Consider the following 24,517-nt stretch of genomic DNA (forward strand, 5'->3'; position numbering starts at 1 on the left):
ATGCTTATCTCTGCTCTGTCTATTGTTCCAGTCGTCCGAATTTGTAAGTTCCTTTACGGATTACTTTTCCGGTACTATCTGTTTCTACAAACGGTCCATTTTTCTTACCTTGCTTGAAGAAGCCTTCATAACGATTCCCGTTTTTATCTTCTTCCACTCCATTGCCTTCCTGCAATCCGTTCACAAACCCACCTTTATATTTGGTACCGTTTGTCAAAGTAAGAGTACCTTTACCATTAGGCTGGTTATTCTTCCATTCTCCCTCGTACACATCCCCGTTGCTCCATTTATAGGTTCCATGTCCGTTACGCTTGTTATCTTTCCATTCACCTTCATATACGGCACCGTTAGCCCAGGTAAACGTACCTTCACCATCCTGCATGCCATCTTTGAAGTTACCTACATATTTGTCACCATTAGCATGATAATATATACCGGAACCGGTACGTTCGCCCTGCAAATATGAACCTTCATAGCGGTCGCCTCCCAGAAAGAAGATACCTTTTCCATGTTGCAAGTCGTCCTTCCAGTCACCCACATATTTTTCACCGTTTGTATATTCAAAGGTTCCTTTACCTTCACGGACATCATTTTTCCAGTCACCGTCATATCTACAACCGTCATTCCATTCCAATACGCCTTTACCGTCTTTTTTATCATTTTTCCAGTCGCCCACGTATTTGGAACCGTCTCTCCAAGTGTACGTTCCTTTACCTTCACGTTTGTCGTTCACCCAGTCACCCACATATACGTCTCCATTATGGTAATACATCGTTCCCGGCCCGTGCTGATAATCCTGAAACCACATACCGTCATAACGGTTATTGTTCATAAAATAGTAGATCCCGTTGCCATGTTGCTGGTCCTGGTACCACTGTCCTTCATACCGTTCACCGTCTGGGAAAGTATAAACTCCGAATCCCTCACGCTTACCTTTTACGTACTCCCCTTCGTAAACGTCGCCATTCTTAAAAACAGTCTTACCTTTACCGTTTGGCTTACGTCCCTTCATTTCTCCGGTATATACGGAGCCATCCTTAAACGTGTAGTTTCCTATTTTAATTTCAGTAGAGAAGGTGTCCCGCACTTTGCTGAAGAATCCACCTTTATTTTGTGCGACAGCACTCCCTTGCGAAAGAGCCACTAAAATGAGTGCTGTATAGATGTATCTTGTTGTTTTCATTTGGCAAATATACAATTTATACACTAAAGCTGCTTTCTTTTGACGCTTTTTTATGCTAACTTTTTACCTGCAATGACCTCTTTTAAATTCTCTTTGCACAAATAACGACCTGCCAACTCCCGTATTTCTTCCGGCGTAACCTCCTTCACAGCTTGTAGCGAGCGGGCAAAATAAGCATCATCCAAACCGGAAGTAAGGATAAACATCCAGGCGTCAGCCAGTGAGAAAGGTGATTCATAATTCCGGCACATCTCTCCAAGCATATAGTTACGTACCATGGCCAGCTCCTCCGGTGCCACCCGGTCATTCTGCAGTTTATCGATCTCTTTGTAAACTTCCTGTATCAACGGTTCTACGTATTCATTCGCTGTCTCCGTGCTGATGCCAAGCAGGCCACTACCCGGATAGAATATGATCCCGGCAGAAATTCCATAGGTATATCCTTTATCTTCACGAATATTCGACATCAATCTACTGCCGAAATACCCCCCGAACAGAGTGATCAACACCCGTAGTTTCAGATAATCGGGATGTGTTCGCAAGATAGTTGTAGTTCCCAATTTCACCGCACTCTGCATTGCATCTTCTCTTTCCGTGAAAATACGCTTCTCCGGGACCGCAACAAACGGATATTCTTTCTTAACCAGCCTTTGCTGATGATTGCCAAACGGAACCGTACCGAATGCAGCTTCTATACGGCGGGTAATTTCGTCCGTTACTTTACCGGAAAGGTAAATATAGCAATTTCCCGAATGATAATACGTATTATAAAACTCACGCAATAAGTCCGGAGTTATGTTATGATAGTCTGTCTCCTCCACATAGCGTCCGCATGGATGTTCTTCACCATAAAGTGCCCTCAGTAGACTCCTGTGTGCCAGAAAATCCACTTTTGACGTATTAACCAAATACTGCTGAATATTGGCATCTATTACCGTATTCAGCTCTTTTTCCGGAAAAAGCGGCTCTTTGATAATCGATTCAAGCACATCGAGCGTTTCGGCAAAATACTTATTCAGTGAGTACAGTGTGACATATGCATATTCCGCCGAACTGGATAGTTCGAGCCATGCCCCGTAATAATCCAGCCTTTCAGCAATCTCTGCTGCCGTATATTTCCGGGATCCTTCACGCAACATACGGTTCGCAAACAATGCCTGTAGTTTTTTCGACTGTTGCCAACGTCCGCCACCAAACAAAATGTCAACGCGTACCACATCCTGTTCGCCGGCATTGATAACCGTCAACGGTACTCCGTTCGGCATTACCGTACGTTCCGGAGGAAGGATGTTGAACTGAACTAATTCCTGAATTTCGGGTTGAAGTGTCCGGTTCATAATAAATTATTTTTCTGTAAAAACTTCTCTGCCTCTTCCAGATCCTGAGGTGTATCGATCCCGATTGTCTCTACTTCACTGATTCCAACTTTAATGGTATACCCGTTTTCCAGCCAGCGAAGTTGTTCCAATGATTCAGCCAGCTCCAACGAAGATTGTGGGAGCGAAGTTATCTCTTTCAGTACTTCTGTTCTGTATGCATATAGTCCGATATGTTTATAATAAGTGTGATTTTTCAACCAATCTTTTTTATCCGCGTTACGTTGGTACGGGATCACAGATCGGCTGAAATACAATGCATTCATGTTCTTATTCAGTACTACCTTCGGAGAATTCACATTTTCCAGCACGGCAAACTCGTCATCTGCCGGAAAGGGTTTTACTAAAGTAGCAATCTGTGTAGACACATCTTCAAAACAAGCTTTTACAGCTTTCAGCTGCGAGGGCTGAATAAAAGGTTCATCTCCCTGTATGTTAACCACTACATCAAAGTCCCCACCTATCTTTGTACAAGCTTCATAACAGCGGTCTGTTCCACTTTTATGGTTAACAGAAGTCATTATTACCTTGCCGCCAAATGCTTTTACAGCAGCTTCGATCCGTTCGTCATCCGTGGCTACATAGGCATCATCAAGTACACCGGCCACTTGTTCATATACACGTTGTATCACCGTTTTTCCTCCCAGCATAGCCAATGGTTTTGCCGGGAAGCGGGTAGAAGCATAACGTGCGGGAATTATTCCTAAAAATTTCATATTTCTTATATTTAGTTGCGAGCCATAGGCTACTTCAGTTCTTCAAGTCCTTTGAGAATATAGTCTCTTTTCAAGTCTTCCGGTTTCAATACCCGGTTATCAAAAACGAGTAAGTCGATATCCAGACAAACCTTTTCCCTCTTTTTGTCTTCCTTCTCTCTTCCAGCCTCCTTTTCGATTGTTTTCAACTCTTTCACCACCCGTTCGGCGTCCGCATCAGTATAGAAGCGAGCCACTTGGTTAGAGAACAACGCCGGATTACGAAAGAATAACGGCCTTGTTTCCTGCTCACCCGTAAAGCGGATGGAGGGAAACAGAGCCGTCAGCCTCCTGCGGGCAAGAAGGAGATTCTCCTTCCGGTTATAATTACTTCCGATACAAATCAGACAGGAGTGCATCACTGACTACATTAATTGAATAAATCGTCCAGTCCCGATGCCGGTTCATCTATGATGCTGTCCCCCGAAATACTGAAGTCTTTGCATGGGTCAAATCCGTCAGGGAGTTTAAAAGTCTCTTTCGGATCATATCCCAATGTCTGGTCTGCATATACCTTATGCATGTATTTTGTCCAGATGGGCAATGCCAGCGCAGCACCCTGTCCATCTCTCATCGAGTCAAAATGGATATCCCGTTCTTCACCGCCTACCCAGCAACCGGATACCAGTGAAGGAGTGAATCCCATAAACCATCCGTCCGAGTTGCGCTGAGTCGTTCCGGTCTTACCACCCATATCGGCTGTTATTCCGTACCTGCGGACACGTCCTCCTGTACCTTCATTGATTACGGCACGCAGCATTACCAGCATCTTATAGGCACTCGATGCACTGATCACCTCTTCCATCTGTGGCGAGAAGGTGGACAACACATTGCCTTCACTGTCTTCTATTTTGGTCACAAACAAAGGTGCTACCCGAATTCCCTTATTCGCAAAGGCTGTATAAGCACTGACCATCTCTCCTACCGAAATTTCGCACGGACCAAGACAGAGAGATACTGTAGGTTGAATTTCTTTATTGCGTACCCCGAAAGTGTGGATCAGACGTGCCAACGCATACGGGTTCAGTTTACTCATCAAATAAGCCGATATCCAGTTGTTTGAGTTGGCAAGTCCCCATTTTAAAGTTACCATTTCACCATAATGTCCTTTCGAAGTATTCTTCGGTGACCAGGGCTTTCCATTTTCATCAATAAGGGTAATTTCCACGTTGCGTGTTTCATCGCAGGGAGAGAATCCGTTTTCCATTGCCAACGCATATAGATAGGGTTTAATAGTAGATCCCACCTGTCGGCGCCCCACCATCGCCATGTCATATTGGAAATAAGTATAGTTCGGTCCACCCACATATGCCTTTACCTGTCCGTTTATCGGATCCATCGACATAAATCCGGCACGCAGGAAGTGTTTATAATAACGGATGGAATCTATTGGAGTCATAATGGTATCTTTTTCACCGTGCCATGTGAAGACTGACATCGGCTCCGGCTTGTCGAATGCCTTCTTGATCTCTGTTTCCGAGGCCCCGGCTGCTTTCATGCTCTGATAACGGCTGGTCTGCTTCACTGCCCTGTCCAGAATGCGGTCAATCTCTTCTTGAGTCAATTGATTGCTGTACGGAGCTTTTTTGCGTCCTTTCTTCTCTTTGAAGAACAGAGGTTGCAGATAGTCTCCGATATGCTCTTCCACTGCCTCTTCGGCATAACGTTGCATGTGCGAATTGATGGTTGTATAAATTTTCAGCCCATCCGTATAGATGTTATAGTTCGAACCGTCCTTTTTCTTATTTTTCTCACACCAGCCATACAACGGATTCATTTCCCAGTCGATCGAGTCTTCATAGAACTTTTGCATCTGCCAGCCACGATAGTTACTGCGAACGGGTTTAGAAGCAGTCATCACACCACGCAGATATTCGCGAAAATAAGTAGCCAATCCTTCTTTATGGTCCACCCGGTGGTACACCAGCTCCAGCGGTAGGTTCTGCAACGAGTCACACTCCTCCTCCGTGATATATCCGGCTTTTCTCATCTGCTCAAGTACTGTATTCCGCCGTCCGCGCGAACGCTCATTAAAGCGTACCGGATTGTAGAGTGAAGGATTCTTACACATACCGATCAGCGTGGCTGCCTGTTCAACTTTCAAGTCCTTCGGTTCACATCCGAAATAGGTATAGGAAGCCGTTTTGATTCCTACTGCATTGTTCAGAAAGTCGAACTTATTGAGATACATACTCAGAATTTCCTCTTTGGTGTAATATCGCTCCAATTTCACGGCAATCACCCACTCTATCGGTTTCTGAAACAGACGTTGCAGAGTGTTTTTGGCAACTTCATCTGTGAACAGCTGCTTGGCAAGTTGCTGCGAGAGCGTACTACCTCCACCTGCGTTTTTCTGCATCAATAATCCACGTTTCACTACAGCGCGTATCAGTGCCTTGGCATCAATACCCGAATGTTCGGCAAAGCGTACATCTTCCGTTGCTATCAGTGCATTGATGATGTTAGGTGAAAGTTCATTATATGAGGTATATACACGATTCTCCTTACTAAGCGACCATGTTCCTAAAACCTTACCGTCCTCCGAAAGAATTTCGGTGGCAAACTTGTAATTTGGATTTTCCAATTCTTCCACAGGAGGCATATATCCAATCCATCCATAGGCGATAGAAGCAAATACTGCAATTCCTGCCAGCACCATCAGTGCAAAGAAAATCCAAAGGCCTTTTACTATCTTCTTAACCATTTTATTCCGTAGTTTTATTCGAAGTTGCAAAGATAATCATTCCCTTCCATCTGACAAGCGTTCCCTTCCATGTTTGCACACAAAAAAGCCTAAGCGAAGTAAAAAAAGGCTCCCGGCCGTCCCGTTTTTTCGGAAACCGGCCGGAAGCCATACACACATCCTGTTTTCTATTCGTCTGTTACAGGATCATTACCTCTCCGCCAGCCGTTTTATGCCGTCGGATCATCTACGATACCTCCGTCTCCTCCATCAGTTGTCCCTTTCAGGTAATCGTCCAGACTGATCAGGTCCAGTTTTTCACCCGCACGGGTAGCCGTTTTGGTAATTTTCAACTCTTTGTTAGCCTGAAAATAGATACGTACAGCCTCTACACTTTTGGCCGTGATGTCTTCTTTCTTTTCGGCACCTTTCGACTTGGCTGCGAGCATAAACACCCCCAATCCTTCAATGTTTACCGCTTTTCCTTCCAGCAGCTGCTCTTTCAGCTTTTCTACAAAATTCTGAATCGTACTCTTAATGTCACCTACCGAAAGTGATGAACGGTCCTGGATTTTCTGTGCTATAAACTTCAGGTTTACCGACCGACCCAATGTAATGAGTTGCGGATAATACTTCTTCGGAGAATTCTCAACGCGCGGATCTGACGGGCGTTGCACTGTTTTAAAAATTACACTCATACTACGTTTCTTTTTAAAGATTTAAATTTCATTTTTATAGTCTCGTTTCGTTGATCAACAGTGCAAATATCCGGTTTTCTCTAAAAAGTTCCAAACAAAACAGCCCCTCACGGAGTGTTTTTCAGGATTATGATATAACTCGCTTATTATCAAATGATCTCACGACTACATTACAGAATAGCTTTATTTCTTTACTCTGCCTTTAATCTCATATTATTTCTGTCGCCAATATGGATGCAAAGCTGTTGCAATATTAAAATCTGATACATTAAATTCATAATCCCAATCAAGTCGAGTCCATAAACCTGAGTTTTCTCCAATGATAAATACTACACTATCACAAAGGACAGCTTCAAATTCATATGGATGCCGCCCGATCTGAAAGTTTAGAATTATAAACCGAACTGGGGACTTGTCTTGCTTTGGAATCACAACAGAAGTGCATTGGAAAATCGATTTAGCTTGCCGACCGATAGACCTGTTGTTTTTGTTCATCACTTCAATGGCTTTCTTTGCGTTTCTTGATACCGCCTTTGGATTGTAAACTGGGCCATATTGAGGCTTGATATCAGCAAGTAATAAATCCATTTGCCTTGATAACTTCGTAAGTCCCTCGATAATCATTTCTTTCATGTTCGTTGGGCTGATTTTACAAAAGTCTTCCCATGTGGCTAGTTGTTTTTCAGTGGGAAAATTTTCATTCCCGACATCAAACCACGCAACAAAATCTCCATTCAAAGAATCTATGTTGATTGGATGTTTGGTTTCATATAATCCTAGGTCTCCAATTCTCCAAAATTGGGAATTGAAACCTGATATGTTATTTACTATTTGTTGAAGGCAAGAGAGCTGATGTTGTTCGCCTTGCTTTAAGGCATCAACAGTTTTTATTCGTTTCTTTTGTAATAGATCAATAATATCTTTCATTTTATTCTTTAAGTTGATAATGTCCACTGGCTATCTAACTACGCAATTTGTTCGATACGACTCTTTTGGCATACTATCACATGTGGAACAAATGATATTTTCACACATAGAGTCATTCCTTCCGAGATTTACAACATCAGCTTATGGACTTCATCATAATTCTAATATCTAATAAATTAATTATCAGAAATTTATATACATATTATCCAACCGTACATAATCATCCTCTAAAAATACGGTTTTGTCTAATTACTCACAAAGGAATCTGTTATTTTTTTCCTCTATCCTATAAAATAGTATTTCATGACAGTTGTTACTCCAATCGTCATATTATTATGATTCGTAATAGTAATCATCTTACCAAGATACCCTTTCATAGATGCAGACAATTTTGTAAAATGTAAGTTAGACAACAAAATAATATTCTAAAAATCAAAAAGATATAGTTCCTACAAAGAGAATTATCGGAAGGAGGTAAGACTGATTACCTGAAAAGGGTGTAGCCATCCAAGGTGAAAGGTGTAGCCATAACGATCGGATGGCTACACCCAAACAACAGTTGGGCTACACCTTTCTTAAATGCAATTTTAGAGAAAAGCTAAAGAATAATTGCGTCCGGGAATGAATTGTACGAGCATAAGAAGATAACGATACAAAATCTGAGGATGATTCTGAAACCATGGCACAATAAAAAAGAAATCTCAATGAACAATCGCATGGAGAAAAGGAATGATCTTCATAGATTAGTCACCACAGATTCACAAATTACACAGAGAAAAAAGAAATCAATAGATGTGATTTGAATATCTGCGTAATTTGTTTAGCTGTGGTGAAAAGAGTAGCTGGTATTATGTAGCAAACTCTATTTAAACAGTCCGGGATAAATCTCCCCTCCTGTTTCGCTTACATTAAGAGTCTGTAAGAGTTTACCGTCCGGAGAATAAAACAACTGAAATTCCGAATCAGTGTCATATTCCTCCACTTCGATTATGATGACCGCCGGCTGCTTGGGAAAAGTGATGATTCTTACATCTTCCAATTGCATGGACGCCATCGTACTTTGCATAAAGGCCTTTGCCACAACAGGAGGAACAGCCTCCAGAGATTCGACATCGGTCTCTGTCATCAACCATTTACCTTTATCACTGAACCAGACGTTTAGCTCCCGTCCTTTCACCCTGATATCGGCAATGTGATAATCTCCTTTTCGCTCCCAATCGACCGTGGTCACTTTAGGATACATTTTCTGAAAGGCTTCCTGCACTTTATCGGGAGGAGGAAAACCGGCTGAAAAAACAGTGGTGGAAATGAATAACAACATTGCCATCAACAAAAGGGGGTTAAGCTTCTTTATCATTTGGGTTTCTATCAATTTAAGTTTGATACAACAACAACGTCAAGCGGATTTTGTTTGTGGATTTATTCCACAAAATTGTGGTGAATTCCACATTTACATCCCCGTATTATACTTCATTAGTGCCTTATACCATCTTTTTACATCTGGCATAATCTTTGTCTACTTCATCAATTAGTTTCTTTTCAGAGAAACCGGAATAATTGTATCACTTAAAAGAAAAATTATGAAAAAGTAGAAGAAAACAAAAACTAACAAGACTTCGATTCCGAAATGAGGACGGAGTTGCAAAAGAAGTAAAAAACTGAAAAACATGTTTAACTCAAACCTATTAATTTATGACGAAAAAAAGTAACCTATCCTTAAGGTTTACAAGAGTATGGGAAAAACACTGCCTGAAAACAGTAGTTGCTACTTTGTTGCTGTGGTGCGCACAGTCGGCACAAGCGACGACCGATACTTACAAAACACAAGCGACTGCCAGTATACAACAACAAACCGTGAAAGCCACCGGTGTAATCATCGACAACACGGGTGAACCACTTATCGGAGTTTCCGTAAAAGTGCAGGGCACCAATACGGGAACCATCACCGACTTGGACGGAAAGTTCTCTATTGACACTCCCAAAGGAGCTATCCTCGAGTTTTCATTTATCGGTTACAAAACTGTCACAACGGGAGTGACCGGAAAGGAACTCCATATCACCATGCAGGAAGATTCAAAGCAACTGGATGAAGTAGTAGTTGTGGGCTATGGTTCACAAAAGAAAGTAAACGTTACCGGATCTGTAAGTATGGTCAATGCGGACGTCCTGGAGTCGCGCCCCGTACAGAATGTGTCACAGGCACTGCAAGGAGTTATTCCGGGACTGAATATGTCCGTGGGCAGTAGCGGTGGTACACTGGATGGCGAACTAAACGTAAACATCCGAGGAGCAGGTACGATAAGCGATGGTTCGAGCAGTAGTCCGTTGGTACTGATCGATGGAATCGAAGGAGACATGAATACAGTCAACCCGAATGATATTGAATCGGTATCTGTACTGAAGGATGCAGCTTCTTCATCGATCTATGGTGCGCGTGCGGCATTCGGGGTCATCCTGATCACTACGAAGAGTGGTAAAAGTGGCAAAACACGTGTAAACTATTCGGGTAATGTACGTTTCTCGGATGCCATTCAGTTGCCTGACATGGTGGATTCTTACACCTTTGCGCAGTATTTTAACCGGGCTTCGACCAATGGTGGGGAATCTCCTACCTTTGACGAAAAAGCATTGCAAAATATTCTGGACTTCCAAAACGGAAAGTTTACCGATCCTTCCACTCCCGAGTATTACGGGCTGGAAGCTGGACCGGACGGCAAATGGAAAAGCTATGCAGGATCTTTTGCCAATACAGACTGGTTCAAAGAGTTTTATAAAAGCTGGACACCCTCTACGGAACACAACCTCAGTATCAGTGGAGGAACAGAGAAGCTGACTTATATGATCAGCGGCAGTTTCCTGAATCAGAATGGCCTTATCAAGCACGGCGAAGATAACTTCAACCGTTATACGATGAATGCTAAAATCTCGGCAAAACCTGCGGAGTGGATCACGTTAAACTACACGAGCAAATGGACCCGTGAAGACTATGACCGCCCAACTTACATGACAGGTGCATTCTTTCATAACATTGCCCGCCGCTGGCCGACCTGTGCTCCCATGGATCCGAACGGTCATTACATGCCCAATATGGAAATCATTCAGTTGGAAGAGGGAGGTGTGCAAACGAGCCAGAAAAACTGGTATACCAATCAGCTACAAGCTATCTTCGAGCCCGTCAAAGACTGGCGAATTGTAGTAGAGGGAAGTATGCGTACCTATACACGAAAGCAACATTGGGCAGTATTACCGATCTATGGATATGACGTGAACAACAAACCTTACTTATTGTCGTGGAACGGTGGAGCGGCCGGATATTCAGAGGTTCAGGACGAACGTGAAGATGAAGATTACTTCTCCGGCAACATTTACAGCGACTATGCAAAAACAATCGGTGATCATTATTTTAAAGTGATGGGTGGTTTCAACGCCGAACTTTTCCGGCCAAGCGGAATGACCGGATTCGGAACTGACCTGATCAGTTCGAATGTTCCTTCTTTAGGATTGACTCAGGACAATCAGAAGGCAAATGCATGGGCACGCGAAAGAGCAATTGCCGGTTTCTTCGGACGTGTGAACTATAACTACAAAGAGCGGTATATGATAGAAGCCAATCTGCGTTATGACGGTTCTTCACGGTTTGTAGGCGATAAACGTTGGGGATTGTTCCCTTCTTTTTCAGCCGGATGGAATATCGCACGTGAAGATTTCTTCCGTCCTTTGGCCGGTATTATCGGCACCTTAAAGCTGAGGGGCTCTTGGGGGCAGCTTGGCAACAACAACACGGATAAGGCCAATGCCTGGTATCCCTTTTATCAAAATATGATTACGGGATCTGCCAATTCCGGATGGCTGATCGACGGCAAGAAACAAAATACAGCTCAACTGCCGGGCATCGTTAATTCACTGATGACATGGGAAACCATTGAATCATGGGATCTCGGTCTGGATTTTGGTTTGCTCAATAATCGCCTGACAGGATCGGTCGGTTATTATAACCGTTACACATACGATATGATAGGTCCTGCTCCTATATTACCCCCCGTACTGGGAGCTCTAGCCCCTCAAGTGAACAACTGCGACATGAAGTCATACGGTTGGGAGCTGGAGCTCTCATGGAGAGACCGCATCAGCGAGTTTGATTATAGTGCGCGATTCGTTTTATCTGATGGAAAACGTAAGATACTGAAATATCCAAACCCGACGAATTCACTCTCTTCGGACGTATACTATAATGGACAGATATTGGGTGACATCTGGGGATACAAAACTGTTGGTATCGCACAAACCCAAGAGGAAATGAATGCGCACTTGGCCAACGGAGGCACACCCAACTGGGGAACAAACTGGGGAGCCGGTGACATTATGTATGCAAACCTGGATGGAAAAGAAGGGGTTAACAACGGATCGAACACTCTGGAAGATCATGGTGACTTAACAATTATCGGTAACAGCACACCCAGGTATAATTTCGGTCTGACACTGACCGGAGCATGGAAAGGATTCGATTTCTCAGTATTCCTACAGGGAGTGATGAAAAGAGATTACTGGTTGGACGGTCCGTACTTCTGGGGAGCAAATGGCGGATTATGGCAATCAACTGCATTCAAAGAGCACATGGACTATTGGCGTCCGGAAGGTGATCCTCTCGGTGCAAACACTAATGCTTACTACCCAAAACCCTATTTTAATACGGATAAAAACCAGAAAGTACAAAGCGGATATCTACAGAATGCCGCATATTGCCGTCTGAAGAATGCCCAGATTGGCTACACTCTGCCCAAAACATGGACCCGGAAAGCAGCAATGGAATCGGTACGTGTTTATGTGTCCGGAGACAATCTGCTGACCTTCTCGGGAATCAGCGGAGTATTTGATCCGGAATTATTGGGTAGCGACTGGGGAGACGGTAAGCTCTATCCTTTGCAGAGAACGATTTCTATCGGCTTAAATGTTAACTTCTAATTTTACCAGACAAATGATGAAACTAAAACTGAAACATATCTGTTTCTGCTCGTTAATCGGAATGGGCGGACTGGCACTGACTTCATGCAACGACTTCCTGGACCGTTCGCCAATCAGTGATATCACTCCGGAAGATTACTTCAACACAGTAGATCAAGTGGGAAGCTATGTTATCAATTACTATGACGACTACCTTGAAAATTCAAATACAACCAAGATGTATCACCAAAGGGCATGGAACTCCGGAGTGGTAAGAAATGATGCTAACACCGACAATTTATTGAGTGATGATGGAAACCTTGATTATTTTGCGGGAAACAAACAGGTGCCCGAAGGGAAAAACATTCAAGAACCTCTGAACCGTATTCGTGTGTGGAATTATCTCTTTGAACAAGTACTGCCGAAAGAGAAAGAGGGTACGATTCCCGGAGATGCAGAATTGTTGAAGCAGTATATCGGAGAGGCTTATTTCTTCCGTGCCCTGGCGTATTATAACGCATTGGTACGTTTTGGCGATTATCCCATCATTACCGAAGTATTGCCGGACGACTCCGAAACACTGATCAAGAAAAGTCAGCGCGCACCACGCAATGAAGTGGCACGCTTCATTCTAAAAGATCTTGACGAAGCTATCAGTCGCCTGAAAGAACGTGGTTTCCAGAATAACCAGCGTATTAACAAACAGGCTGCATTGGTGCTGAAATCAAGAGTTGCACTGTTCGAAGCAACCTTCGAGAAATATCATCAGGGAACGGGGCGCGTACCGGGTGATCCAACATGGCCCGGAGCCGTAATGAGCTATAACAGTGGAAAAACATTCGATATAGCAGGAGAAATAAACTTCTTCCTGACGGAAGCAATGCAAGCAGCGGCAGCTGTTGCCGATCATGTTCAACTGGCAGAAAACTCGCATGTAATGAATCCTCCATACAATACACTTTATGGGTGGAATCCTTATTTCGAAATGTTCAGCCAGCCAGATCTTTCGAATGTGGAAGAAGTACTGCTGTGGAAACAATATAACCTGTCACTTACCGTATCACATTGTGTAGGTGCACGCCTTAAAAACGGAGACCGTACCGGACTGACACGTTCACTGATCAAAACATTTCTGATGAAAGACGGTATGCCTATCTATGCAAGCAACAATGCTATTGATGACAGAACGGTTTCTGATGAAAAGAAAGACCGTGACGAGCGCTTGCAACTGTTTGTGTGGGGAGAAAAAGATGCGTGGATGACAGATGAAAGAGCAGATACAGTGAAGAATTACAATAAGGACCAGGCGGGAAACATGGTGACGAATCCGATACCTGTACCTTGGGTAAAATCTACAGTAATCAGTGATCAGGAACAGACACGTGATATCACCGGTTATCGTTCCCGTAAGTTCTATCCGTATGATGACGAACAAAGCAGATCGGACGAATTGCTGGGGACCAATGCCTGTCCTATTTTTCGTGCTTCCGAAGCATATCTTAACTACATCGAGGCTTGTTATGAGAAGAATGGTTCGTTAGACAGTAAGGCACAGGACTACTGGAAAGCCATTCGCAGACGTGCCGGTGTCGATGAAGACTATCAGAAGACGATCAATAGTACGGATCTGAGCCGCGAAGACGACCTCGGAGTTTACTCGGGAGACCGAATGGTAGATGCGACGCTTTACAACATTCGCCGTGAGCGCCGCTGCGAATTTATCGCCGAGGGCATGCGCTGGGACGACCTGAAAAGATGGCGCTCTTGGGACCGGTTATTTACACAACCATACATTGTAGAAGGCATCAACTTCTGGGATGAAGCCTATAAACTCTACACAACCACGGATAAAGACGGTAATGAAAAGTCTGCTGTAGTAGCCGATGGCAGCACATCTGCCAACATGTCGCCGAAATCGGACGGGAAATACGTACGACCACTGCGAAGGACACAAACGAATAATCAACTTTATGACGGATATACCTGGAAAAAAGCTTATTATCTGGAGCCACTCGGACTACAGGATTTGCAATTGTCGGCCACTAATCCGGAAGACATCAATACATCCATGATGTATCAGAATCCATATTGGCCTGTCGGTACAGGAAAAGCGCTTGAGTAATGTCGCCGAATACGTAAAACCGTAATATAACAAAGTTCACCACAGAGTTTATACAAGGTATGTTTGCCGATGTATCCTGTGGTGAACAAAATCAAACCTCCGAATGAACCTAAGCCACGTCTTTTAAGTTATATGATATATAGAAAAGAATAAAATCTGATTTGATCAGATCAGACCGACTACAATAAACAACAACTTTAAAATATAGGAAAGTATGAATGCGCATGAAGAATTATTCGGTGGAAATATACCACAAGATGTAACTGAGAAACAAGGCGAAAACGCTATTTTTATTGTTTATGGACTGAAGCAATCGGACGATGCAATCAAGCAAGTAAAAGATGTATGTGCTAATTTCTCCGCCCTGATACGCAGTATGCGTAACCGTTTTCCTGATATGCAATTTAGCTGCACGATGGGGTTTGGTGCCGATGCCTGGAGCAGACTTTTTCCGGAGTTGGACAAACCTAAAGAGTTAAGTACCTTTGAAGAGATAAAAGGAGATAAATATATAGCTGTATCTACCCCGGGTGACCTGTTACTGCACATCCGGGCTAAACAGATGGGTCTCTGTTTTGAATTTGCCTCTATAATTGACGAAAAACTCAAAGGTGTGGCAGAATCCATCGATGAAACACACGGGTTCAGATATATGGACGGAAAAGCGATCATCGGTTTTGTAGACGGTACGGAGAATCCGGCCGTAGATGAAAACCCTTATCATTTTGCGGTTGTCGGTGACGAAGACCCGCAATTCGCAGGAGGCAGTTACGTTTTTGTGCAGAAATATATCCATGACATGGTAGCATGGAACTCGCTTCCGGTCGAAGCACAAGAAAAGGTGATTGGCCGCCGCAAATATAATGATGTGGAATTGTCGGACGAAGAGAAACCGCAAAATGCCCACAATGCCGTAACCAATATCGGTGACGATTTGAAAATCGTACGTGCCAATATGCCGTTTGCCAACACTTCTAAAGGAGAATATGGAACATACTTTATCGGCTATGCCAGCACCTTCAGTACTACCCGCAAAATGTTGGAGAACATGTTTATTGGTGACCCTGTGGGGAACACCGATCGTTTGTTGGACTTCAGTACTCCGGTAACAGGCACATTGTTTTTTGTACCTTCGTACGATTTGCTTGCTACACTCGGAGAATAGTAATCACTCTCCATACAGTACAGTCTCCGCTATCCAGGCAAAAACATTGGCTATCAGTTTGGAGGCATCATTATTAATGGTCCCATCATCATTATTTATACGATTATTAGTGGTCCCTCCTGTACCTGTTCCCGAGTTGCCTATATCCGTATCGCCCCAATAGACTATTCTTCTTGAGTAGTCTATGCCTAAAACAATTCCTCCTGAAGATCCCATCAATATAGGAGTGATGCCTTTAGAAGCATCGGTATTAAGCAATATCTCACCATGAAAAGAATCGTAATTGCGTAAGGAAAAGCCAGTGCTGACAGGAGTATATGAACCACTGGTAAAAGGACCTGTGCTAGTAAAATAACGATTACTGTCTACCGGGTTTGCCAAAGGAAATGCTCCGGTATTACTTCTGATAAAAGAAATGCCACTATTTCCACCCAATATCTCTTTTAATAAATTCTGGCTGACATCACTGGCATCATAAGAAACAATCAATACACGGTTCTTTTTAGCCTTCACCCAATTGTGCGCTTTCTGGGCATCCGAGATCCCGAATAAAGAATTGCTCATATAATGGACATAAACGACATCAAAAGCCGCGAAAAGAGCATCTGTCAGATTATTATTGCTCGCACTCACGCCAATCAGATTATATCCTCCGCATTCAACTGTTCCGGCCGGACCGAAATTATTTTGATTATTGAGTATTCCGCGAAGACCAGTTGCGCGCGCCTCTGCATTGCCAGAGCCAATTATATTCGTTCCTAAATATCCCAAACCGGCATTGAATGTTAAAAGATCAATTGTTTTGTAGGCAGCGACATCATATCTCTGCTGTATATTCACTAAAATACGCCATCGATGGGCTGTAATCATAAAGTTTTGAGTACGGCGGATATTGCTTGCCGAATTGTTCTGCAGAGCTGTAATCACCAGTTGACTCCCATTCTGTGTTTTTTCTACTTTAAAGAATTCATTTGCTAATGACTGGTCGGCGGTTCCTTGGGGAGTTCCTGCCGCATCGGCCCATTGTAAAGTATAATCCGGAAGATCGGTATTCACACTGATGATTCCTGCCGAACCGGCTTTGTTCTTGAGGATGATCTCTCGCGAAGACACCCCAAAATGATGTTCTCCATCGAAACTCATGTCAATGGTATAATCATCCCATGCCTGTACTTCGGCTACGATATGGGCGGAACGATTATTCGCCGCTTCGTCCGGACTACCCCACCCCGGACCTGAGACCTTCTTTATATTGAAAATATACTTATGATTACGAAGTACTTGCCCGAAAGCATTTTCAACATTATCGGGATCAAAATCCATACGGTAGTAACCCGGTTGATCACTTCCTTCATAATAACCCTCCACAACAATACAGGTTGCCTGACTAACCCGATTGTCCGGGGCTGGTGAATCGGCCTCAGGCAAGTAGAGTTGGGCTGAAAATTCATTCAGGTTCTCAACAGATACAGGATACAGGACACTGTTTACATTTCCGGTACTTCCGGCAGGTACGCTCGGAAGCGTAACCCTGACGACTCCGGTTTCATCGGGTATTATCTGCAAGTGGTCATTGGCACGATATGCTTTTACCCCTGACAACTTAAAGTTTGCCACTTCCGTAGCTTTCACGTCTACCCGGGCAATGGAACGTAACATCTTTATTCCGGTAATATTATTTATAACCGTTGCTTCTAATCCGCCGGGCAATTCATACTCCCCATACATTGGAAAATCGGAAGTGATATTGTTGAACCGGAGATTGATGTTCTTTTTCACCAAATCTTCGCTATCATCCACCGAAGGCTCATTGGCTATTACCGCATCGGTAGCATTGGCTAATATGAGTAATTTTAAAGGCGAACTGCTTGATTTTAATAAAGCTTTAAAAGAAGCAGCAGATGAAGTGTTGTTGATGGATATGCCGGGTACACGGTACTTATATTTACCTTCTTCAAACACTAACACTTGAATCTCACTGATTTTAGACTCATGATCGGTCGTCGCAAATGTTCCTCGCGTCCGGGCATATGTAGTGGAGGCCGGTATGGTTATCACTAACCTTACCGATACATCCTCTGTATTATTTCTATCTGCATCTCCGGGCACTTCCATACTGTCGGTACATGACATATATAAAAGGCCGGTTATCAGAATAACCATTAATTTTTTCATTAGGGTTTAGGTTTATTTTCTCAGATACAAAGATGGACTTTTTCAGGAAGGAATCCGTGGCGTTTAATGAATGGTGTAAACAAAGATTTTTCTATTATCACATCTCACATGAATTTATTGTCCAATTATGCAACAATCGGAAATGTGTATAAAGACGTGTATCCATTTTCGAAACTTCATTATAAACTTTTCACCAGTTCTTGTTGCCGGTTAAAAAAATGGATTCGCTGAACCTCACCACTCTGCGAAATCAAAGTTGAATACTTCTTTAATGACTGTATCCATACCTTCAAATGCTGAAATAGCAAATCATCTTTCGAAGTTATGGAATTAATAGAAAAGACCCCTATCAGGCATTGATGGTAGATATCTGTTTCTACATAACTATATGTAGACTCAAAATTGATATCGGATATATATATTTTCACATCTTTTCCGGATGAATATTTTCCCTGAGCTGAGATCTTCTCCAATTCATTCAGTAATATCAATAATTCCTTCTTTATTCTTTTTACACTGTCTTCTGATATCAGATTGATATTTAAGAAAAACTTGATCTCATTGACCAATCTGATAAATATCTCTTTATCCCATATATAATTGGTTGTCTGGAATAGCTGGGACAAATTTACAAATTCTTTTTGCTTGTCAATCAACTTTTCCGGAATCTCCAAATCTTCATAATGTCTGCCTGCATACGTACTTTCATGCTGGTAAATCCATTTGAAAAGCTGGAATTTGGATAAGGCTTCATACTTTAAATACAGGGTTTGCGGAACGGTATTTGAGGAGGTACTTCTTTCCGAACTTTCCCGCTCAATCAATTGACCGAACAACTTTATATACGAATCGATAATAGAATAATAGGTCTCCGCAGGGCGTTGACATTGCAACATATTCAGATTAACGATAGCGTTGTCATTCAAATCGGCCCCTACTATTTTATCAAGAGAAATGCCCATGTGTTGAGATATGGTGGCAACTTCGGCAAAAGTGAACGGTACTTCACCCCGCAACCGCCTGTAAGTAGCTTCTTTGCCAAGATAAAGAATGTCCATCAGCGTATTTGCAAGATTGTTCCCCTTGGGTAAGTATATTTTCATTGCATCTATTAAATCTGTATTTATATTACGCATAATCATTGTTTTTATATTTTTATCTGTAAACAAGTAATCTGTAACTTTTGTTGCGCCTATCGAAACGAACAATCCCTTTGATGACGGTGCGTTGCATTATCAGAGCTTTCTTTTTCAGGGATTGCTTCAATAGACACTTTTTGTTTATAAATACATTTTTAAAGTCACAAATCGTTGCTGCCTGGAAGGTATATTTGTTATCTGAAAAAAACGTAGTATATCCACCTAAATAAAAAGATAATGAAAACAAGTAAAATCTTTATGACTACACTGGTTGCATTGACTATGGCTGCATGCAGCAATGACAATGATTGGGTTGACCAGCCCAGCAATCCGGACGTAATTGCCTCGGATGCATATGCCTCTTTTTCCATCAGCATTCCCCACGCATCGAAGACACGTGCAGTATCTACAGATCCGGGAATTGCAGCGGAAAATACAGTGAAATCCCTACATGTGTTTATTTATGACGCAGAATCTCCCAATACACCTACTGTAGCTGAATTTACGGTCGCAGGAGGTACGCTCACACAGAAACCAGCCAGGAGTTCTACCTGGGTGACCAGCCAGCCGGTCAGTACCAAAAAGACGGATAAATATATTTTTGCGGGAGTAAACCTTAATGCAGAAATAGTGAACTATATTACTTCTAACGGATTGGGTGCATTCAGCTATAAAGATTTCACACAAGAAATAACAAAATTGGCCGATCAAACAAATGGATTTGTCATGTTCAATAGTGCTTATCCGACCCTTACGCCCGCTACTGATTTATATGAGAAGAAAAGTGAAGCCGAAAACAATCACATAACCATTTCTGTAAATCGCGTCACTGCAAAGGCGGCGGTGTTCCAATCACAGAGCTTTGTAGTGAATGGAGGCGGAACGATGACAGATCTGAAGTTCGGCTGGAGAAACCTGAATAAAAAATTCTACTTTATTCAGGATAACAGGGACGCTCTCATCAAAGACTATAACTGGGCTAATTATACCGCAGCAGATTTTACGAGGGGAACAGATGCCATCAACGTTTATGCTTCGGCTGATGTGCCTACCTCTTTTTCTTATGCTACGGAAAATGCATTCCAGTATATTTCGGGTACATCCAATGTGGATGCAGCAACTTTTATCAGTGTCAGCGGGGTATTTACACCCACTAACATCATATCTACCAAAATAAATCCCCCTACAGTTGCGGCTGATTTTGAAATCATCGTCAATCCGAAACCGGCGGATAAAACATTCTTTGTCGTGCGGACTGCCGATGGTGTTGCCAATTACTTTATAGATGGACCTACGGCAGAAAAGTTTGCGGAGCTATGTGCCGCAAATACTCCGGGAATGCCATCTATCAATGGGATCTACCTATTATCGGAGAATACGTATAGCAACGGATTGTGTTACTATCATATTTTTGTTAACGGTGATGCAGTCACACCACAGGCTCCTTATAATATCTACAGAAACCAATATTTCAAGATCAACATCAATTCTATACAAGCACCGGGAAATCCTTCGGATAACTTTGACAGCGGAAAACCAATCAAGCCTAATTCATGGATTGGGGTCGACATCCAGATTATCCCTTGGGAGGTGATTGAAGAAGATCACGATTTATAACCAGCTAATTAATGCTCCACAGAATGTTTACCTGCAAGATAGAAGCCGGATTCAGAGTATTCATATTCATTATATTGCCTTTCGTACTCACGAATTGCATCCGGGAAGATATGTCCGGATGTCCCCGGGATGATGGAGGGCTGGCTCTCAAATTCAGCTATGATACAAATGCAGACTCAAGGCAGAGCACTGCGCAAGGTATCGATCGGTTGGCTGTTTTCATATTCGATGAAAAAGGAGTTTTTATCTCTCAGGTAAACGATTCTATGACCTCAATCAATGACGATTATGTCATGGAGCTGCCTTACAAACAGGGCAGTTACCAATTTGTAGCATGGGGTGGCTATGATAAAAGTACTTATCAGACTTCTGAATGTGTGCCGGGGAAAACTTATATCGATGATTTCTTTCTATCTGTAAAACGTCAGGAGGACAACCGGGTAATCAATCAGCCCAAACTGCTCTATCACGGTATGCACGATATAGTCGGGCTTAACAGTAAAGAAAAAACAATTGTATTGATAAACTTGAAACAAATGACGAATCATATCCGGGTCATTGCTCATAATTTGAATCAAGACAGAAGTGATAACATTTATATAGAGGATAATAACGGTAAGTATGGATATGATTCACAATTCTCCGATGATGACCAGATAAGCTATATTCCCATTTATGAAACATCATCGGGACAATCAGATCCGTTGATTGCCGACTTCAATGTAATGAGACTAGAAAAAGATAGAGAACCCCGGCTGCGAATTGCCGACAAAACAGGTACAATCCGCTATGATGAGAATCTTATTGGTAAACTTATAGGCGGAAATCCCAATATTGATTTTGAGCATAACCATGATTTCACCATTGAAATATCCTTCGATAACTACATCCCGGTCATTATCAAGATTAATGGCTGGGAGATAGTTAATGAAGAAATATAACTATAAACTGCAGAAGAATGAAACAAAGAAAGGTACACTCATATCAATGAGGATTCCGTGAAAGATGGCAACAGGTATCATATCCTTCCCCGAATAGTGAGTAATGGACGGCAACAATACATCCATTGAATTTACACCGGCAGCAGAAATAGGGGCCAGTTTCCCAAAATATTTCCTGATCAGTGGTGCGCCCAGCAATGCCATCATTTCGCGGAAAATATTGGCCAGCAAAGCAATTGTACCAAGTTCCGTTGCCAACTGTAATCCTACAGAAGCTTCCTTAAACTGAGTAATCAAGATGGATGAAAGGGAATAATATGCAAATCCACTTCCCACTGCCATACAATCGAATACACTCCACTGACTCAACAATAAACTGGCAAAAGCTGAAAAAAGAAGGGTTCCGACAATGGTAGCTATCGGCACTAAAAGCATATTGGGGCGTAGACTTTTGATCAGAAATTTCAGATTCTTATTGCTTCCGATACTGATGCCAACCTGCAACATCAACGCATAAAGTATATACATAGAAAGATTGTGCATGTCAAACTGGAAATCATTGAAGATTCCGACCAGACAGCCTATACAGAAAAATGCGACAACAATCAGACTGCCTTTCATGATTTTCCTCCTTTCTTGAAAAACAGGCGTAATACGAGAAAAGAAGCCAACATGCTGCCCAAGATACTTGAAGTGGCCAACACAATGGCTTGCCATCCGAATTTACCCAGATTATTTACGATTAAACTATTGGAGCCTATCGAAAGGCCCAGCACGAAAAGTAGCAGGAATATCGTAAGCGAAGTACTCTTTTCTACTTTCTCCAGAAATTTCAGGTTACGCAGCAAATAACCAATGCCAATACCTAAAAACATGATAGATATAATGGAAAACATACTCGTATATTTTAAAAAGTTACACAATGCAATCCCTGGCAACTTTTATGTATGAGCTGCCGGACAGATTCTCCCTTTCACCTTATATTTAATAAGGGGAACGAAAAGATATAAATCAAACTACAAAACAGGGAGTAATTCAGATAAATCCGCTAAACCAATGTACATGCACAATGCAGTGTCCGTACAGAATCTTATTTTCTCGCACGGCATTGTGTATGCTATATGTAGTAAATAATCGGTTCATATCATTCATTAATTACAGTGCAAAGGTAATACTATTGCGCATATTTTCCAAATAATTATGCAAAATATAAATAGTCATAGTAGTAGAATTACTCATAAAAAGACGATGAAAATCTTGCAGAACCTGCATTTTTCTTCGTATCTTTACAAACCGAAATAAAGGATATATCAATAAACATATAACGATATGGAAAACAGAAGTTTAGTAACCATAGCGGAGCATTCGAAAGAAAAAATCCTCTATATGCTCGAAATGGCGAAACAATTTGAGAAGAATCCCAACCGCCGGTTATTGGAAGGTAAAGTAGTGGCTACCCTATTTTTTGAACCTTCTACCCGCACCCGGCTAAGTTTCGAAACTGCTGCCAATCGCCTGGGCGCACGGGTTATCGGATTCTCGGATCCTAAAGCCACCAGCTCATCCAAAGGGGAAACTCTGAAAGATACAATTATGATGGTTAGTAACTACGCTGACGTGATTGTAATGCGGCATTTTCTGGAAGGAGCAGCACGCTATGCCAGTGAAGTGGCCCCAGTGCCTATCGTAAACGCCGGAGACGGAGCCAATCAGCACCCTTCACAAACAATGCTCGATCTCTACTCCATTTATAAAACACAAGGTACACTGGAGAATCTGAACATCTATCTGGTAGGTGACCTGAAATACGGACGTACAGTACACTCTTTACTGATGGCAATGCGGCATTTTAATCCGACTTTCCACTTCATTGCTCCCGAAGAGCTGAAGATGCCGGAAGAATATAAGATTTATTGCAAAGAACATAACATAAAATATGTGGAGCACACAGACTTCAACGAAGAGGTAATTAAGGATGCGGATATTCTTTACATGACCCGTGTACAACGTGAGCGTTTCACTGACCTAATGGAATATGAACGGGTGAAGAATGTATATATCCTGAAAGCGAAAATGCTCGAAAACACTCGTTCTAACCTCCGTATCCTGCATCCATTGCCACGTGTTAACGAAATAGCTTATGACGTAGACGATAGTCCGAAAGCATACTACTTTCAGCAGGCACAGAACGGTCTCTATGCCCGTCAAGCTATACTTTGCGATGTATTAGGAATCACTTTACAAGATATTTTATAAAATCATGAGCGAGAATAAACAAGAACTACAGGTGGCCGCACTGAAAAACGGCACTGTTATTGACCATATCCCTTCGGAGAAACTCTTTACTGTAGTTTCACTGCTTGGGTTGGAACACATGACGACCAATATTACTATCGGATTCAATCTGGACAGCAAGAAACTGGGTAAGAAAGGGATCATCAAGATTGCTGACAAGTTCTTCTGTGACGAAGAAATCAACCGTATTTCCGTAGTAGCACCTCATGTAAAACTAAACATTATCCGTGACTACGAAGTGGTAGAAAAGAAAGAGGTACGTATGCCGGACGAGTTAAAAGGTATAGTGAAATGTGCCAACCCGAAATGTATTACGAACAATGAACCGATGGCCACGTTATTCCATGTGATTGACAAGGATAGTTGCGTTATAAAATGCCATTATTGCGAAAAAGAACAGAAAAGAGAAGATATCACAATCATTTAGTTACGTGTCACAGCGCTACGAGTTTTAAAATACTGTGCTATGACGTAATAGCACTTGTAGCGCATATAGCACG

19 protein-coding genes are annotated in these 24,517 nt (G+C 42.4%); 7 read left to right on the forward strand and 12 right to left on the reverse strand.

What is annotated here, in order from left to right:
* Positions 1-19: 19 nt before the first annotated feature.
* The 8 genes from JZY04_RS04415 to JZY04_RS04450 form a co-directional block, all read right to left on the reverse strand.
* Positions 20-1,183 carry a phosphatidylinositol-4-phosphate 5-kinase gene (locus tag JZY04_RS04415; RefSeq protein WP_122143302.1) on the reverse strand — a complete coding sequence of 388 codons (1,164 nt, stop codon included), beginning with the start codon at positions 1,181-1,183 and terminating at the stop codon, positions 20-22.
* A gap of 50 nt (positions 1,184-1,233) precedes the next feature.
* Positions 1,234-2,520: a pitrilysin family protein gene (locus JZY04_RS04420; protein WP_122143303.1), complete on the reverse strand. Its 1,287-nt coding sequence runs from the start codon at positions 2,518-2,520 to the stop codon at positions 1,234-1,236.
* Entirely contained in the window at positions 2,517-3,275 is a 759-nt protein-coding gene (kdsB, locus tag JZY04_RS04425) for a 3-deoxy-manno-octulosonate cytidylyltransferase (RefSeq protein ID WP_032531484.1), read from the reverse strand. Before kdsB ends, JZY04_RS04420 begins: the two co-directional genes overlap by 4 nt.
* Positions 3,276-3,304: 29 nt before the next feature.
* On the reverse strand, positions 3,305-3,673 hold the full coding sequence (locus JZY04_RS04430; RefSeq protein ID WP_005805998.1) for a 2-amino-4-hydroxy-6-hydroxymethyldihydropteridine diphosphokinase: 369 nt from the start codon (positions 3,671-3,673) through the stop codon (positions 3,305-3,307).
* 11 nt (positions 3,674-3,684) lie between these two features.
* Positions 3,685-6,018, reverse strand: coding sequence for a transglycosylase domain-containing protein (locus JZY04_RS04435; protein ID WP_122143304.1), 2,334 nt, complete (start codon positions 6,016-6,018; stop codon positions 3,685-3,687).
* A gap of 209 nt (positions 6,019-6,227) precedes the next feature.
* Positions 6,228-6,695, reverse strand: a complete 468-nt coding sequence (locus tag JZY04_RS04440) for an HU family DNA-binding protein (protein WP_122143305.1) — start codon at positions 6,693-6,695, stop codon at positions 6,228-6,230.
* 213 nt (positions 6,696-6,908) lie between these two features.
* Positions 6,909-7,622 (reverse strand): hypothetical protein, encoded by a 714-nt coding sequence (locus JZY04_RS04445; RefSeq protein WP_122143306.1) that lies wholly within the window; start codon positions 7,620-7,622, stop codon positions 6,909-6,911.
* Between the two features lie 862 nt (positions 7,623-8,484).
* Positions 8,485-8,976, reverse strand: a complete 492-nt coding sequence (locus JZY04_RS04450; RefSeq protein ID WP_032537149.1) for a PepSY-like domain-containing protein — start codon at positions 8,974-8,976, stop codon at positions 8,485-8,487.
* 338 nt (positions 8,977-9,314) lie between these two features.
* Here JZY04_RS04450 and JZY04_RS04455 point away from each other — a divergent pair, with 338 nt between their 5' ends.
* From JZY04_RS04455 to JZY04_RS04465, 3 genes are all read left to right on the forward strand, one after another.
* Positions 9,315-12,584: a TonB-dependent receptor gene (locus tag JZY04_RS04455; RefSeq protein ID WP_122143307.1), complete on the forward strand. Its 3,270-nt coding sequence runs from the start codon at positions 9,315-9,317 to the stop codon at positions 12,582-12,584.
* 16 nt (positions 12,585-12,600) lie between these two features.
* Positions 12,601-14,685, forward strand: coding sequence for a RagB/SusD family nutrient uptake outer membrane protein (locus tag JZY04_RS04460; RefSeq protein WP_032539381.1), 2,085 nt, complete (start codon positions 12,601-12,603; stop codon positions 14,683-14,685).
* Between the two features lie 214 nt (positions 14,686-14,899).
* Positions 14,900-15,850: a Dyp-type peroxidase gene (locus JZY04_RS04465; RefSeq protein ID WP_122143308.1), complete on the forward strand. Its 951-nt coding sequence runs from the start codon at positions 14,900-14,902 to the stop codon at positions 15,848-15,850.
* Between the two features lie 3 nt (positions 15,851-15,853).
* Here JZY04_RS04465 and JZY04_RS04470 read toward each other — a convergent pair whose 3' ends face one another.
* Both JZY04_RS04470 and JZY04_RS04475 read right to left on the reverse strand, forming a co-directional pair.
* Positions 15,854-18,025 (reverse strand): fimbrial protein, encoded by a 2,172-nt coding sequence (locus tag JZY04_RS04470; protein WP_122143309.1) that lies wholly within the window; start codon positions 18,023-18,025, stop codon positions 15,854-15,856.
* 179 nt (positions 18,026-18,204) lie between these two features.
* Entirely contained in the window at positions 18,205-19,167 is a 963-nt protein-coding gene (locus tag JZY04_RS04475) for a helix-turn-helix domain-containing protein (protein ID WP_008660179.1), read from the reverse strand.
* Positions 19,168-19,401: 234 nt separating this feature from the next.
* Here JZY04_RS04475 and JZY04_RS04480 point away from each other — a divergent pair, with 234 nt between their 5' ends.
* On the forward strand, positions 19,402-20,781 hold the full coding sequence (locus JZY04_RS04480) for an Mfa1 family fimbria major subunit (protein ID WP_122143311.1): 1,380 nt from the start codon (positions 19,402-19,404) through the stop codon (positions 20,779-20,781).
* 23 nt (positions 20,782-20,804) lie between these two features.
* A complete protein-coding gene (locus tag JZY04_RS04485; protein ID WP_181996492.1) occupies positions 20,805-21,722 on the forward strand; it encodes a FimB/Mfa2 family fimbrial subunit in 918 nt (305 codons plus the stop codon).
* Here the strand turns inward: JZY04_RS04485 and JZY04_RS04490 are convergent, their stop codons facing one another.
* A complete protein-coding gene (locus JZY04_RS04490) occupies positions 21,723-22,343 on the reverse strand; it encodes a lysine exporter LysO family protein (RefSeq protein WP_005805967.1) in 621 nt (206 codons plus the stop codon).
* Positions 22,340-22,618 (reverse strand): LysO family transporter, encoded by a 279-nt coding sequence (locus tag JZY04_RS04495; RefSeq protein ID WP_005777620.1) that lies wholly within the window; start codon positions 22,616-22,618, stop codon positions 22,340-22,342. The genes JZY04_RS04490 and JZY04_RS04495 overlap by 4 nt, the downstream gene beginning before the upstream one ends.
* Before the next feature lie 433 nt (positions 22,619-23,051).
* Between JZY04_RS04495 and pyrB the strand changes: the two genes are divergently transcribed.
* Positions 23,052-23,978: an aspartate carbamoyltransferase gene (gene pyrB / locus JZY04_RS04500; protein WP_005805962.1), complete on the forward strand. Its 927-nt coding sequence runs from the start codon at positions 23,052-23,054 to the stop codon at positions 23,976-23,978.
* A gap of 4 nt (positions 23,979-23,982) precedes the next feature.
* The gene (gene pyrI, locus JZY04_RS04505) at positions 23,983-24,444 is read left to right on the forward strand and encodes an aspartate carbamoyltransferase regulatory subunit (protein WP_005777611.1); all 462 of its coding nucleotides are present in this window, start codon (positions 23,983-23,985) and stop codon (positions 24,442-24,444) included.
* Positions 24,445-24,517 lie beyond the last annotated feature (73 nt).

Origin of the sequence: Bacteroides sp. 11BF (assembly GCF_019633765.1) — a bacterium.
Classification (GTDB): domain Bacteria; phylum Bacteroidota; class Bacteroidia; order Bacteroidales; family Bacteroidaceae; genus Bacteroides; species Bacteroides hominis.

Bases quoted from the DNA above. Each gene is read 5' to 3' on its own strand.
- JZY04_RS04415 (WP_122143302.1), bottom strand. From the start codon at position 1,183: ATGAAAACAACAAGATACATCTATACAGCACTCATTTTAGTGGCTCTT.
- JZY04_RS04420 (WP_122143303.1), bottom strand. From the start codon at position 2,520: ATGAACCGGACACTTCAACCCGAAATTCAGGAATTAGTTCAGTTCAAC.
- kdsB (WP_032531484.1), bottom strand. From the start codon at position 3,275: ATGAAATTTTTAGGAATAATTCCCGCACGTTATGCTTCTACCCGCTTC.
- JZY04_RS04430 (WP_005805998.1), bottom strand. From the start codon at position 3,673: ATGCACTCCTGTCTGATTTGTATCGGAAGTAATTATAACCGGAAGGAG.
- JZY04_RS04435 (WP_122143304.1), bottom strand. From the start codon at position 6,018: ATGGTTAAGAAGATAGTAAAAGGCCTTTGGATTTTCTTTGCACTGATG.
- JZY04_RS04440 (WP_122143305.1), bottom strand. From the start codon at position 6,695: ATGAGTGTAATTTTTAAAACAGTGCAACGCCCGTCAGATCCGCGCGTT.
- JZY04_RS04445 (WP_122143306.1), bottom strand. From the start codon at position 7,622: ATGAAAGATATTATTGATCTATTACAAAAGAAACGAATAAAAACTGTT.
- JZY04_RS04455 (WP_122143307.1), top strand. From the start codon at position 9,315: ATGACGAAAAAAAGTAACCTATCCTTAAGGTTTACAAGAGTATGGGAA.
- JZY04_RS04460 (WP_032539381.1), top strand. From the start codon at position 12,601: ATGAAACTAAAACTGAAACATATCTGTTTCTGCTCGTTAATCGGAATG.
- JZY04_RS04465 (WP_122143308.1), top strand. From the start codon at position 14,900: ATGAATGCGCATGAAGAATTATTCGGTGGAAATATACCACAAGATGTA.
- JZY04_RS04470 (WP_122143309.1), bottom strand. From the start codon at position 18,025: ATGAAAAAATTAATGGTTATTCTGATAACCGGCCTTTTATATATGTCA.
- JZY04_RS04475 (WP_008660179.1), bottom strand. From the start codon at position 19,167: ATGATTATGCGTAATATAAATACAGATTTAATAGATGCAATGAAAATA.
- JZY04_RS04480 (WP_122143311.1), top strand. From the start codon at position 19,402: ATGAAAACAAGTAAAATCTTTATGACTACACTGGTTGCATTGACTATG.
- JZY04_RS04485 (WP_181996492.1), top strand. From the start codon at position 20,805: ATGTTTACCTGCAAGATAGAAGCCGGATTCAGAGTATTCATATTCATT.
- JZY04_RS04490 (WP_005805967.1), bottom strand. From the start codon at position 22,343: ATGAAAGGCAGTCTGATTGTTGTCGCATTTTTCTGTATAGGCTGTCTG.
- JZY04_RS04495 (WP_005777620.1), bottom strand. From the start codon at position 22,618: ATGTTTTCCATTATATCTATCATGTTTTTAGGTATTGGCATTGGTTAT.
- pyrB (WP_005805962.1), top strand. From the start codon at position 23,052: ATGGAAAACAGAAGTTTAGTAACCATAGCGGAGCATTCGAAAGAAAAA.
- pyrI (WP_005777611.1), top strand. From the start codon at position 23,983: ATGAGCGAGAATAAACAAGAACTACAGGTGGCCGCACTGAAAAACGGC.